Here is a 12,943-nt window from a genome sequence, read left to right as displayed (position 1 = left end):
AGTCTAACCTAAATGGATAATACCGTTTACAACTAATGGGACTTTGAGAATTCCTCTCAATTCCCAATAATTTGACCACGTTTTAACATCTGTTTAAGGATAGCAGACAGGGGCCTCCGTAGTAAGCCCGACCGGGCTTAATCAGGGGCCTCCGTAGTAAGCCCTTCAGGGCTTAATCCCCTAAACCTAATACTAATAAATTTAATTTCTTGTTATTGGTTTTGGGTTTTGTTACTAATTCTGGGGAATGAAGCCCTAAAGGGCTTACTACTTTTAGGAGTGTGATTTTTTCTCTAAGTTTGGGGAATGAAGCCCTAAAGGGCTTACTACGTTTGTTGCCAAATTTTAATTGTGCCATCTCCATGACTACTAGCAAGAGTATGACCATCTTGGGTAATAAATGTAACTGAATAAATTGCACCGCCTTGAGGGTTTAAACTATCAATTAATTCTCCGGTGTGTAAATTCCATATATTAATGGTTTGATCAGCACTACAACTAGCTATTATATTACCATCGGGACTAATGGCAACAGTATAAATCCAATTTTTATGATGATTTAAGGTGTGGAGGAGTTGACCTTTTTGCAGATTCCAAATAAAGATTTTACCATCATCGCTACTGGTGACAATGAATTGATTATCGGGACTAATTGCTAAGGATCTAATATAAAATCGTTGAATTAAAGTCCGGCAAATTTTCATATTTCTCAAGTCCCAAATAATTACTCGTTTATCCCGGCCTCCACTAACAATAAAATCCCAATTGGAAGTCATATCAACACAATCAACTTCGCCAGAATGTCTATAAAGAGTTCTCAGGTTTTCTCCGGTTGCGACTTTCCATAACTGCACGGTATAATCCCAACTACCACTAATTAAGTTTTCGCCATCGGGAGTGAATTTTAAACTGGTGATATAATGGGAATGAATTGTAATAGTTTTAATTAATTCTCCGGTTTTTAAATTCCAGAGTTTTATGGTATTATCACAACTACCACTGGCAATTAAGGAATTATTCGGACTAATCGCCACGGCATAAATATAATCTCGATGTCCTGTAAAACTGTGTAATATTTCTCCAGTTTTGGGATTTAAAACCTTAACGGTTTTATCTTTACTTCCGGTAACTAAAATTTGACCGTTGGTGCTAATAGTACAGCAAAAAATATGAGCAGAATGGGCTTTTATGGTTTGGATACAATTCCATTTTGGCAAGGAAGGGAGAACTTGATTAATTTTTTGAGCATCTCTAATCATTAAATTAATATTTTGAACTGCGTTAATATTGCCTTGTTTTGAATATAAATCGGAAGCATCTAATAAATCATCAATTGCTTCGGTGTTTTTGCCTAATTTAAAGTAAGCCAAGCCGCGATAGCGATAGGCGTCTGCATAAGTTGGTTGCAGTTTTAGTGCTTTGGTATAGTTTTTAATCGCTGAGGTATAATCTTTCTGTTGTTCGGCACAATTTAAGCCTGATTCTAGGTAAAATTCAGGATTATTAGTTAATCCTTTTAAGAAATTTCTTAGACCATCGCCATAATGTAAGTCACTAATATTCAATTTAACAATACTTTTATTCTGATGATATTCTAAACCGATTTCTTTTTGTTCTATACGTTTCTGAAGTAAACTTGCGGGTATAAACCCGGCAATAATTGCGGAATATTCTGATTGAAACTCATCAAATCTAACAATATTCGGAGAATTAGAATAAATTAATATACAAACAATAGCTTGATTTTTAGTGATTTCTTCCCAACTTACCCACCATTGCGCTGAAGTTGGGAAACTATAGCGAGTTTTAACTTGAATTCCGATAGAATCATCCGTACCAATACGGAGATCAATTCGACCATCACCACTTTCGGGGATAATTTCATAGTTAATATTACTGACAAAATCCCCTAAATATTTCTTAACTATTTCTTCTCCCAATTTTCCCATCATCGTATTCCTGAAAACCACCTGGGGGTCAGCTTTCCTATATTTTCTAACCATATCCCAAGCGTGTTGACGAATGGGGTTTAAGTCTTGACCAGAAAGGGTTTTAATCTCTCCATAGATTCCCTGTCTTTGATAACAGAGTAAACTGCTTAATCCAGTTTTGAGGCGATGAATAAATTCTGCTTGTTTGTCTTTGAGATAATCATTCATGTACATGGGTCTATCAATCCCCTCTGATTTGGTGAAATCACTGATTTTATTTTAATTGATTGGGGTGATAAAATTATTAAAAATATAGATGCTCCATCGCAGCGATCGCACCACCAACTCCCCCACACTAAAGAGCGATCGCACCTCAACCTTCCCTAAATCCTAAAGAGCGATACCTACGGTAAGCTGCGCTAACGCACCACTAACTCCCAAGAGCGATTTGCAATCATTAAAAATGACACAAAATGATAAAAATCAGTTAAGCTAAGGTAAGATTATCAAGTTACATGGTTTAATTTATGAATAGTCTCTTGTCTGAACAAATTTTACCCCTAACTATTCCCGAAAAGATTAAATTAATAGAAGATATTTGGGATAGTATTGTTATTAATGCGGATCAAATTCCTTTAACTCAATCTCAGAAACAAGAATTAGATCGGCGTTTAGCATCCTATCAAAATATTGAAAATCAAGGTGAATCTTGGGAAGTAGTTAAGCAAAGAATTATTAAAAATGATATATAAAATTAAAATTTCAGAGGAGGCTGAATTAGATTTAGATGAGGCTTATCAGTGGTATGAATCACAAATTAGTCAACTGGGATCGGAGTTTATTAGAGTTGTGGAAAAGACGTTTATAGCGATCGCACTTTTAACTCACTTACATCCCAAAAAGCGATCGCACCACTAACTCCCCTTTACCTCAAAAAGCGATCGCAAAAGTTCTTAATTTCATTATTTTGTTGATATAATATTTGGCATAGCTATCAAAATTAACATTAAAGCAATGGATAAGAAAAAATACATTTATTGGCAAGATGAGGATATGTTTATTGGTTACTTAGAAGAATATCCTGATTATTGGACTCAAGGAACTTCTTTAGAAGAATTACAACAAAATTTATTAGACTTGTATCACGAATTTAGTAGCAATAATATTCCTTCTGTCAGAAAAGTTGCAGAATTGGAGTTATTATGAAAAGGAGAGATTTAATTAAACAATTAGAAGAAATGGGCTGTGTTTTTATTAGACATGGTGGAAACCATGATTGGTATCAAAATCCGATGACAAAGATTTCACAACCTATTGCTAGACATCGAGAAATTAATCAGAATTTAGCTAAACATATACTTAAAATGCTTCAAAATCCTTAATAGTGATCGCACCACTAACTCCCCTTTACCCCAAAAAGCGATCGCCCAATCAATTTCAAAGTTTAACTTAATTTTTTGTGAGTGTTTTTACTTAAATACTTATTAGCCCAACTATACCTGCGTGAATCCTTTTTAATTAAATCTCTAATCATTTTATCTCTTTTATCTTTATCTTTCATTCTAGCTACAGATTTCTTAATTTCTACATCAATAGACTCACGAGAAGCACCTCTTTCAATCGCTTTTTCAAACCATTTTTCTCCTTCATAACGATCAAAACAAATTGCACCCATTAAAGTATAAGGATGATGACTTGATGGCTGAACTTCCATACTTGTAATCCTAAAAATATAAGGACTAGCAAAAATTAAATATTTTTTAGCCATTTGATATAATACAATTGGGGTGTTTTTAATTCAAAATTAACTGGATTAATCCAGGAAATAATCGATAGGTTTCTGTTGCTAATAGGGCTGGCCCAACCACCACTTCAGCTTGTTTTTTCTCCACCGCATTCCAAATCGCTTCGGCAATATCTTCCGGTTGACTCACCCAAGTCGAAGCTAAAGCGGAATCCAAGCGTTGACGCAGTTGTTCAATTTCTAACTCATCTTCCCCACGAAATTGCGCTCTTTCCATAAAATTACTATTAATAATCCCCGGATGAACAGCACAGACATGAATTCCTTTTTTTTGCAGTTCTAATCTCAAGGATTCCGTGAGTCCCGTCACCGCATATTTACTCGCACAATAGGCTGCCATTTGGGGCATGGGCATTTTTCCCCCGAAGGAACCAACATTCACAATCGTCCCTTGTTTCTGTTTCAAGAAATGGGGTAATAATGTATGAATCATATTTACATAACCAAAGAAGTTTGTATTCATTAATTTATGCCAATCTTCTAGGGTTGTATGTTCCACCGATGCGGTCAAACAAATTCCAGCATTATTTACTAAAACATCAATACTTTCATAATAATCTAAGGATTGATTGACTAAATATTTAACCTGCTCAATATTAGTTACATCTGTCGGAATCGCTAGGGTAGAAACCCCTAAAGATAAAACTTCATTTGCTAGGGTTTCTAAACGTTCCGATTCCCGGGCAGCTAAAATTACATTATAGCCTTTTTTTGCAAATAATAAAGCTGTTGCTTTACCCGTTCCTTGAGACGCACCTGTAATCAAAACTGTTGATGTCATATAAATAGGTAATAGGTAATAGGTAATGGGTAATAAACTGATGACTGATAACTGATAACTGATGACTGATGACTGATGTTATCTTCTGTTATTGCATTTGACGCGCTGACTTTCTATTGTGTAATCTCGCGGAATTGTACTTAAATCCATTCCGGGTCGGAAAATTGTGGCTGCATCCCAGAGTTTTGCTCCAGTTAAGTTAGCTCCAGAAAAATTAGTTCTTTCATCAATAATTGCTCCACTTAAGTCCGTTCTACTTAAATCTGCGCCACTTAAATCGACTCCACTTAAGTTAGCATCGACAAAATTAGCAAAGGAAAAATTAGTGTTTCTCATGGTGCTATTGGAGAGGTTTGCACAGGTAAAAAATGCTCCTCGGAAGTTGGCATCATTAAAGTTGGCATTGGTCAAATCGGCTTGTCTCAGTTGAGCATTAACTCGGCTTTGCTTGCTTAAATCTGCCCCTTGTAAATTACATCCTTGACAGGAGCGAGCATTACCTTTTAAAAAAACAGCCGGATCAGTTGTATTAGATTGAGCCACCGTTGGGGCCACAAAAATAACGGGTGTAAACATGGCTAAAATTGCCAATAATTTATATTTCATGGTTGACTATGTTTAATTTTATAACTTAATTAATAACACATAAAATCCATCATGTCAATTCTTAGGTAAAACTTGATTTTCTTGAAATTGAAAGGGGGGACAAGCGGGATCGGTGGCAACTTTAAGAATATTAGAATTTTTCTTGTCGGGTGCAAATATTGAATTACAAGCTATAATTAAACCTAGACTAATTAAAATTAGGCTAAATTGACGCAAGATTTGACCGAGAGTTAAGTTAATCATTGGTAAAATTTATTGATTACATCTCGAATTTGGTTAGTTGAAATGTCTGTTTGGTCAGATTTTGCATAGATGAGCAGCATCAGGATACAAGTATTATCTTTAAGTTGATAAATAACACGATATCCGCTACTTTTACCCTTTGAAATGTCATTATTTTTGAGGCGAACCTTAAAGACAGTGTAGCCCGTTCCTTGAATTTGATCGCCGATAAAGTTGCCCGATTGAAGGTCATTAATTAAGGGTTGTAGGTCATTGCGAATACTACGATAGCGTTTCGCAAGGGCGCGAATTCTGGTCTTGAAATCATCGGAGAAAAAAATTTTAATGTAGGGGATTTGTTCAGACATCAATGTTATCCCACAGTTCAGATATAGGTTGTACTTTACCTTCTTTAGCTTGTTGAAGGGAAGTGCGAAGACTGGCGAGAATAAGTTCGTTGGGTTCGTCGTCGGGGTCAGTGGGTGGCGTGATCAGATTGCGATCAACGAGCAGTTGGTAGAAATCATGGATGGTCATTTCGGTGATTTTTGCAGCTTGTTCTAAGTAAATACGCTGCTGCTGATAAAGCATAATGGCAATTTCCTGAAGCATTTCTGCTTCAGTCATTTGGGCGGTTTGCAGGAGTTCAGTGGGGAGAGTCAAGTTCATGGATTTTATTAGATAGTTATGGTTTTATTGTACTTTTTAAATATAACTAATTTCTCCATTATTAATTTCCAATTAGAAAAAATTGTGTATTTTACATAACAATAAATTAATGGGATTGGGGATCTAAAGCATCCCTTAAACCATCCCCCACAGCATTGATACTCAAAACCGTTAAAAAAATCGCTAACCCGGGAAATAAAGCTAAATAGGGGGCGGTTTCTAAATAGTTTTGAGCATCATAAAGCATTCTTCCCCAGGTAGGAACGTCGGGGGGAAATCCTAATCCTAAAAAACTTAATGTCGATTCTGTAATAATAGCAGTTCCCACCGCTAAAGTCGCTGCTACAATTACCGGACTCAAAACATTCGGGAGAATATGTACCCAAATTAATCGCCGAGAAGACGCACCAATAGCTTTAGCTGCGGTGACAAAATCCTGTTCTCTTGTGGTTAGAAAACTCGCCCTAACTAATCGCGCTACCGACATCCAATTTAACCCGCCAACTACTATAATAATTAATAGGAAAATTCCCACTTCTGGCCCGACAATTTGTTTGATAGATTCTCGAAATAAATAGATTACTAATAATAATACAGGTAATTGGGGTAAAGAAATAAATAAATCTGTTAATCGCATTAGCAAACTATCAATAATTCCCCCATAAAATCCGGCGATCGCCCCTACTAATGTTCCGAATAAAATTGCTACCGCCATGGCTGCGACACCAACGGTTAAAGAAACTCGTCCTCCTATTAATAAACGGGCTAATTGATCCTGTCCTAAATCATTAGTTCCAAAAAAATGTTTTCCCGTTGGCGGAGAAAGGGAATTAACAAAATCAATTTCTGTCGGAGAAATTCCATAAATCCCAGGGCCAATAATTACAGATAAAATCATTAATCCTAAAATAATTAATCCTAAAAGGGCGATTTTATCCCGTTTAAACTGTCGCCAAGCAGTCTGAATTAGGCTTCTGGGTTGGCGGTTTTTGGAAGTTGTTTCTGAAGGTTTAATTACAGTCATATTTAATAATTAATATTGAACTCTAGGATCTAAAAATCCATATAAAATATCAGCAAATAAGTTGAAAATTACCACTAAAATTGCATAAACCATCGTAATTCCCATGATTACCGGGGTATCACTGCGAAAAATTGAATCAATTAATAACGCTCCAATACCGGGAATCCTAAACACCTGTTCGGTGACTAATGATCCAGCAAATAAACCGGGAATTTGTAAAGCAATTAAGGTTACGACCGGAATTAAGGCATTTCTTAAAATATGACCATTAATTACATTCAATTTTGGTAAACCTTTAGCATAAGCGGTACGAACATAATTTTGATTCAACTGTTCTAAAAAAGAAGAACGAATAAACCGCATTAAAATTGCAGCTTGATAGAATCCTAACACACAAACGGGCATAATAGACTGTTGGATTTGTTGCCAAAATGTTTGTAAATTTGTCACTTCTAAGGTACTATTATAAATAAAAGGAAGCCATTTAAGTTGAACACTGAAAATAATAATAAATAGTAACCCGGTAAAAAATGTGGGTAAGGAAAACCCAATAAAGGAAACCGTTGTGATAATTTGATCCCAAAAAGAATAGCGTTTTAATGCCGAAATAATCCCCAAAGGAAAGGCGATTAAAACCGCTAAACTATAAGCCGCGCCCATAATCCAAAGAGTTGTCGGTAAACGTTGGAAAATTAAATCCAAAACCGGGCTACGACTGGTAAAGGAATAGCCTAGATCTCCTTGTAAAAATGCCCAAATCCATTTTAAATACCTGATCGGAATCGGTTGATCTAAACCTAGCGATCGCTTAATATTTTCTCTAACTTCGGGTGTAATTGAAGGATTATTAGCAAATTCTCCCATCGGATTACCGGGAGCTAATGCTAGGATTAAAAACACTACCATACTAATAGCTATTAGGGTGGGAATGGAGGTTAAAATCCGGTTAATTAGGTATCGGGTCATGGTGGGTTAATTAAGAAATAATAATAAAATAAAAGATAGCCCTGAAGGGCTTACTACGGGGCTTACTATGGGGTCTTTTTCCAATCTTTGATATTCCAGACGGTTAAATCCCAAGGGGTTAATTCTACGCCCGTTAAATTTTTATTGACTCCTTCAACTTCCGCCCGATGAATTAAGGGAATCACAATATAATTATTAACTAACATATCATTCATTTTAATCCAGATTTTTTTTTGTTTTTCGGGGTTAATTTCAGTGGTCGCTTGTTTCCAAAGTGCATCATATTCTGGGTTACAATAGCGAGAATAATTATTCCCTATCCAATTATTCGCTTTTTGCGGAATTTGATCACAGGTATAGGTTTTTAAATAGGCGGTGGGATCGGGATTCGTATTTCCGGTACTAAATAATTGTAAATCTGCCGCAAATCTTTCTGTAGTATCGGGATTAGCAGGATCACCGGAAAAATATACACTGGGATCAATACTTTTGAGTTCTACTTTCATTCCTAATTGTTCTAAAGATTGTTTAATCACTTCTTGGGTTTTTTGCCGTAAAGGATTAACGGAAGTTTGAAAAACTAAGTTCATTTCTACCCCATTTTTATCTCGAATCCCATTATTATTTGTATCTTTCCATCCCGCTTCATCTAATAGTTTTGCGGCTTTTTCTAAATTAAATTGATAGGTGGTATTAGGAGAAACAACTTGAGCCGGATTAACTACAAAATTAGAAGTAGATTTGCCTAAAATTCCATAGAGTTGATTAGCAATAATCTCTCGATTGATTGCTAAACTTAAAGCCTGACGTACTTTAGGATCACTAAAGAAAGGATGGGGGAATTTTAAACTCGATCTTTCTCCATCGGGTGTAGTTTTATTCGGATCGGTTTGATTAATCAAAATTCGTTCCATTAATGCTCCAAAATTAGAAACAATCTTACCTTTTCCCGTCGCTTCTAAGGGTTTTAAAACATTAGATTCTACCTGAAGATTATAGGCATAATCCGCATCTCCTGTCTGCAAAACTGCCCTGGCTGCTGATGCTGCATCCCCTCCCCCTTTTAACTCTAAGCGTTCAAATTCTAACTGTTTGGCTTCTCGAAAATTGGGGTTAGCTTCATAAACAACCACATCCCCAGGTTTAAATTCTACTACTCGATATGGCCCAGTTCCTATGGGTTTTAAATTACCAGGTGCTTGTCGAGCATTTTCTCCATTATAGGCTTGAAAAATATGACGAGGTAAGATCATTCCTTCGGTTCCTACAAACACAGAATACCATCCAGGGGTTACGGATTTAAAGTTAATTTTGATGGTGTGATCATCAATTTTTTCAATATTTTTAATAATCTCATACGTCCCAGATGTCGTAGTTCCAACTTTGGGATTACTAATAAATTCATAAGTAAAAATTACATCATCTGCTGTAAAGGGTTTACCATCAGACCAGTTAACATTTTTTTTCAGTTTCCATGTCACTGATTTACCATCTTTAGCAATTCCTCCATTTTCTAAGGTCGGAATTTCTGCGGCTAAGAAAGGCACTAATTCTAATTCATTGTTGAAACTGGCTAAGGGTTCTAAAGTAATCCGACTAGCTTCGGAATCTTTGAACCCGGTTGATAAATGGGGATTCAGAATAGTTGGTGCTTGCCAATATAATAATTTTAGGGTTTTTTCTGTGGGTTGCTGATTGGAATTAGTTGGGTTTGTTGAGGTAGAATTTGGAGAAGACCCACAGGAACTTAGGGTTAAACTAATCAGAGAAATCAACAGAGAACATTTATAAAAATTCATAGAAATTGTAGAAAAGGGCGATCGCATTCTGTACTGAGTGTGTTTTATTACCGTAGTGAGGCATTTATGCCTCCATTCATGGAAAACCCGTAGTGAGGCATTTATGCCTCTATTCTCGAATTTCGTTAATTCTATTACCGTAGTGAGGCATTTATGCCTCGATTCTCGAATTTCGTTAATTTTATTACAAAATTTTACAAAAACACCGCTTATACTTGACAAAAGCATAACATTTTGCATTGTGAGGACTATCAATATGGGTCTGATCCACCAAGTTGAAGTTCGCAGACTCAACTCAATGAGGTCTGGGATGGTTGAATTTTTCACTCCTCAAACCAGCGATGAAACGATGACAGTACAGGTTGAAGCGGGCGCGGTAGAGAAGTTATTTGTCCATCGTTTTCAAACTGATCAATTGTTAGTTGTCCGGGGTCAATTTGTCCTGGTAATTTTACAGAATCGTCAATATCGTTATATTCCCTTGAGTGATCGGGTTCCAACTGTGGTTAAAATTCCCCCAGGGGTTCCTCACGGTGCAGTTAATTTGGGTACAGAAGACTGTTTAATGGTGAATGCGGTATTGCGCCATGGAGAACCCCATGAACGAGATTATCGGCCTTTAAAACCGCCTTTTCCCTATAATTTAGTCGCGGTAAAACAATCTTTAGAAAGTTTAGATTATCCCCTAACGGCTTAATTTTAAAATCATCTTATATTAATATAGGATACAAAATTACTGTATCCTATATTAATGTCAGCGATCGCAATTTTTTTAACCTTTGGCACTCTTAAAAATTAAAGTTAAACCCAATTCTAAACAGCAAGCTTTCCATGAAGAAACTGATGGAAGTTTTACAGTACATCTGAAATCTCCCCCAGTCGAAGGAAAAGCCAATCAAGAATTAATTAAATTTTTAGCCAAACACTTAGGAGTTCCCAAATCCCAAATTACCATTAAATCGGGCCTATTCTCCCGTCATAAATTTGTAGAAGTTCCTGATCTTAATTCCTAGTATAATCGGTGAGTAGACATCATTAATTTCAGTATTTTTGCCAATGGATGCGTTTCAACCCACCCCTCCAGATTGGACAACCGATGCAATTCACGCTTCTGAATTTTGTTGTCCTGAATGTTCCGCGAGTAGTTTAGAAGCCCAAAAGGTTTGGATTAATCGTCGTTCTCCAGTGTACAGCGAAAATAACCATCGCAAATGGCAGGAATTTTATACTTGTCAATGTGGCTGTGTTTGGTGGGCTTGGAGTAGCGATCGCCCCCCGTCTAATTTGCTTCCTCAACCTGAAGATTCTGATATTTTTTGATCCTCTCAAATCAATAATTTAATCTCAAAAACTAGAATGAATCTAAATTTACTGTCCCAATACTTTAAAATTTCTCCTAAAAATTTATTGGCGATCGCTTTAAATATTCCTTTACTAACAATTCCGGTTCTATTTCTACCCCATTTGTCATCTTTCCCCTTACAAATTGCCGAAAAAATTGCCCTATCTCCCACCGACATTAACACCATTGCTGGAGAAATTACCGTTAGAATTGACGGGCCAAAAGGCGGATCGGGATTTATTGTAGAAAAACAAGGAAATACCTATTATGTTTTGACAAATTGGCACGTTGTTGATCGCGTGGGAGACTATGAAATCGTCACCCCCGATGGTGAACGCCACTTTGTTTATTATAGTTTAATTCAACAACTTCCCAACCTAGATTTAGCCCTAGTTCCCTTTAGTAGTTCCCAACGATATCGAGTAGCAATTCCCGCCGATGCTAATAATATTCAGTCGGGAAGTCCTTTATATGTAGCCGGATGGCCCCGTTCTGGAAGTTCCCTAGGACAACGACTTTTTTTAAGTACCAGTGGAACCTTTAGCCAACGTCAACAACCTCGGTTGGGATATAGTTTAGTTTACACAAATTTAGTCAGAAGTGGGATGAGTGGCGGCCCAATTTTAGATGGGGAAGGAAAGGTTATTGGAGTCAATGGAATTGTCCAGCTAGGCACTAATCCTGATAAAATTGTTTCTGCGGGAATCCCGATCAATTATTTTTTTAATTGGCGAAAAACAGCAACATTATCTTCAATTATTTCCTCCCCTAATCCCTCTGCACCGATTACCAATAATCCCGATCTTAATACTTCAAATTCACCCGCAAAACCCCCTATTAATATCGCTGCGGTCACTAATTCCTTTTCTTTAGCTACGACTTTAACCGAAGAATCAGGAGAAATATTATCCATAGCTTTAGCCTTTCCCTATGCTATTATTGGCAATAGTAATGGAAATATTTCGATTTGGAATATTACCACCAGTGGACTAACTCGAACTTTACCCGCTCATCAAGGATCAATTTATAGTATTAGCCTCAGTCAAGATAACAAATATTTAGTTACAGGAGGGGAAGATGGATTAATTAAAATTTGGGATTTAGCCACGGGTTTACAATCTTCAACTTTGCCCTTACTTCAAACAATTCAAGCCCATAATAATCCCATTTTAGCAGTAAAAATTAGCCCTGATGGTAAAATGATTGCCAGTGGAGGTTGGGATAAAACCATTAAACTTTGGAATCTGCAAACAGGTCAACTTTTAAAAACCTTTATCGGACATGAACAGTTAGTTGGCGCGATCGCATTTAGTCCCGACAGTCAAATTTTAGCCAGTGGAAGTAAAGATAGTAGTATCAAATTATGGAATATTCAAACTGGAGAATTAATTCGTACCTTAAAAGGTCATGAATTATCGGTTTTATCCTTAGCAATTAGTCCCGACGGAGAGACTTTAGCCAGTAGCAGCGCCGATGGAACAATTGGATTATGGAAATTAAAAACAGGTCAACCCATTCGTAAGTTAAGTGGTCATACCGATGGCGTTTGGTCAATCGTAATTACCAAGGATGGGAAAACATTAATTAGTGGAAGTTGGGATAAAACCGTCAAACTTTGGGACTTAGCCACGGGTCAATTAAAAGGGAATTTAAGAGGTCACTCCGGTTATATAAATGCAGTTGGGATTAGTCCCGATGGTAATACCCTAGTTAGTGGGGGATGGGATGGACAAGTAAAGGTTTGGAAGCATCCCTAATCTAAGTAGTTGCACAAAATAAATTACCTAGTTGAGAGAGGG

Annotated in this window: 18 protein-coding genes; 8 read left to right on the top strand and 10 right to left on the bottom strand. The window is 36.7% G+C overall.

Features of this window, described 5'->3' with window-relative positions:
- Nucleotides 1-326: 326 nt before the first annotated feature.
- Entirely contained in the window at nucleotides 327-2,165 is a 1,839-nt protein-coding gene (locus AC559H_RS10125) for a WD40 domain-containing protein (RefSeq protein WP_081693651.1), read from the bottom strand.
- Between the two features lie 293 nt (nucleotides 2,166-2,458).
- Here AC559H_RS10125 and AC559H_RS10120 point away from each other — a divergent pair, with 293 nt between their 5' ends.
- From AC559H_RS10120 to AC559H_RS10105, 4 genes are all read left to right on the top strand, one after another.
- The gene (locus tag AC559H_RS10120; RefSeq protein WP_026788938.1) at nucleotides 2,459-2,683 is read left to right on the top strand and encodes an addiction module protein; all 225 of its coding nucleotides are present in this window, start codon (nucleotides 2,459-2,461) and stop codon (nucleotides 2,681-2,683) included.
- Entirely contained in the window at nucleotides 2,673-2,849 is a 177-nt protein-coding gene (locus tag AC559H_RS10115) for a hypothetical protein (RefSeq protein ID WP_193372509.1), read from the top strand. Before AC559H_RS10120 ends, AC559H_RS10115 begins: the two co-directional genes overlap by 11 nt.
- A gap of 96 nt (nucleotides 2,850-2,945) precedes the next feature.
- The gene (locus AC559H_RS10110; RefSeq protein ID WP_026788939.1) at nucleotides 2,946-3,137 is read left to right on the top strand and encodes a type II toxin-antitoxin system HicB family antitoxin; all 192 of its coding nucleotides are present in this window, start codon (nucleotides 2,946-2,948) and stop codon (nucleotides 3,135-3,137) included.
- Nucleotides 3,134-3,313, top strand: a complete 180-nt coding sequence (locus AC559H_RS10105) for a type II toxin-antitoxin system HicA family toxin (RefSeq protein ID WP_026788940.1) — start codon at nucleotides 3,134-3,136, stop codon at nucleotides 3,311-3,313. Before AC559H_RS10110 ends, AC559H_RS10105 begins: the two co-directional genes overlap by 4 nt.
- Nucleotides 3,314-3,375: 62 nt before the next feature.
- Here the strand turns inward: AC559H_RS10105 and AC559H_RS10100 are convergent, their stop codons facing one another.
- The 9 genes from AC559H_RS10100 to AC559H_RS10060 all read right to left on the bottom strand — a co-directional run bounded on the left by AC559H_RS10100 (nucleotide 3,376) and on the right by AC559H_RS10060 (nucleotide 9,802).
- On the bottom strand, nucleotides 3,376-3,699 hold the full coding sequence (locus AC559H_RS10100) for a hypothetical protein (protein ID WP_026794485.1): 324 nt from the start codon (nucleotides 3,697-3,699) through the stop codon (nucleotides 3,376-3,378).
- A gap of 25 nt (nucleotides 3,700-3,724) precedes the next feature.
- A complete protein-coding gene (locus tag AC559H_RS10095; protein ID WP_026794484.1) occupies nucleotides 3,725-4,516 on the bottom strand; it encodes an SDR family NAD(P)-dependent oxidoreductase in 792 nt (263 codons plus the stop codon).
- Between the two features lie 78 nt (nucleotides 4,517-4,594).
- Nucleotides 4,595-5,122, bottom strand: coding sequence for a pentapeptide repeat-containing protein (locus AC559H_RS10090; RefSeq protein WP_026794483.1), 528 nt, complete (start codon nucleotides 5,120-5,122; stop codon nucleotides 4,595-4,597).
- Nucleotides 5,123-5,176: 54 nt separating this feature from the next.
- A complete protein-coding gene (locus tag AC559H_RS10085; RefSeq protein WP_026794482.1) occupies nucleotides 5,177-5,365 on the bottom strand; it encodes a hypothetical protein in 189 nt (62 codons plus the stop codon).
- Nucleotides 5,362-5,712, bottom strand: a complete 351-nt coding sequence (locus AC559H_RS10080) for a type II toxin-antitoxin system RelE/ParE family toxin (RefSeq protein WP_026794481.1) — start codon at nucleotides 5,710-5,712, stop codon at nucleotides 5,362-5,364. The genes AC559H_RS10085 and AC559H_RS10080 overlap by 4 nt, the downstream gene beginning before the upstream one ends.
- A complete protein-coding gene (locus AC559H_RS10075) occupies nucleotides 5,705-6,013 on the bottom strand; it encodes a UPF0175 family protein (protein WP_026788945.1) in 309 nt (102 codons plus the stop codon). Before AC559H_RS10075 ends, AC559H_RS10080 begins: the two co-directional genes overlap by 8 nt.
- A gap of 106 nt (nucleotides 6,014-6,119) precedes the next feature.
- Nucleotides 6,120-7,037, bottom strand: a complete 918-nt coding sequence (locus tag AC559H_RS10070; protein WP_026788946.1) for an ABC transporter permease — start codon at nucleotides 7,035-7,037, stop codon at nucleotides 6,120-6,122.
- Nucleotides 7,038-7,046: 9 nt separating this feature from the next.
- The gene (locus AC559H_RS10065) at nucleotides 7,047-8,003 is read right to left on the bottom strand and encodes an ABC transporter permease (RefSeq protein WP_026794480.1); all 957 of its coding nucleotides are present in this window, start codon (nucleotides 8,001-8,003) and stop codon (nucleotides 7,047-7,049) included.
- A 65-nt stretch (nucleotides 8,004-8,068) separates the two neighbouring features.
- Nucleotides 8,069-9,802: a peptide ABC transporter substrate-binding protein gene (locus tag AC559H_RS10060; RefSeq protein ID WP_026798490.1), complete on the bottom strand. Its 1,734-nt coding sequence runs from the start codon at nucleotides 9,800-9,802 to the stop codon at nucleotides 8,069-8,071.
- A 256-nt stretch (nucleotides 9,803-10,058) separates the two neighbouring features.
- Here AC559H_RS10060 and AC559H_RS10055 point away from each other — a divergent pair, with 256 nt between their 5' ends.
- The 4 genes from AC559H_RS10055 (at nucleotide 10,059) to AC559H_RS10040 (ending at nucleotide 12,901) form a co-directional block, all read left to right on the top strand.
- Nucleotides 10,059-10,499 carry a cupin domain-containing protein gene (locus tag AC559H_RS10055; RefSeq protein WP_026794479.1) on the top strand — a complete coding sequence of 147 codons (441 nt, stop codon included), beginning with the start codon at nucleotides 10,059-10,061 and terminating at the stop codon, nucleotides 10,497-10,499.
- 82 nt (nucleotides 10,500-10,581) lie between these two features.
- The gene (locus tag AC559H_RS10050) at nucleotides 10,582-10,815 is read left to right on the top strand and encodes a DUF167 domain-containing protein (RefSeq protein ID WP_026788950.1); all 234 of its coding nucleotides are present in this window, start codon (nucleotides 10,582-10,584) and stop codon (nucleotides 10,813-10,815) included.
- Nucleotides 10,816-10,858: 43 nt separating this feature from the next.
- A complete protein-coding gene (locus AC559H_RS10045; protein WP_026788951.1) occupies nucleotides 10,859-11,122 on the top strand; it encodes a hypothetical protein in 264 nt (87 codons plus the stop codon).
- Nucleotides 11,123-11,158: 36 nt separating this feature from the next.
- Nucleotides 11,159-12,901, top strand: coding sequence for a trypsin-like peptidase domain-containing protein (locus AC559H_RS10040; RefSeq protein WP_051319691.1), 1,743 nt, complete (start codon nucleotides 11,159-11,161; stop codon nucleotides 12,899-12,901).
- Nucleotides 12,902-12,943: the final 42 nt, after the last annotated feature.

The sequence above is a fragment of the Planktothrix prolifica NIVA-CYA 540 genome (assembly GCF_963864145.1).
In the GTDB taxonomy this organism is placed as follows: Bacteria; Cyanobacteriota; Cyanobacteriia; order Cyanobacteriales; family Microcoleaceae; genus Planktothrix; species Planktothrix agardhii.
This window is presented reverse-complemented; position numbering and strand designations above follow the sequence as displayed.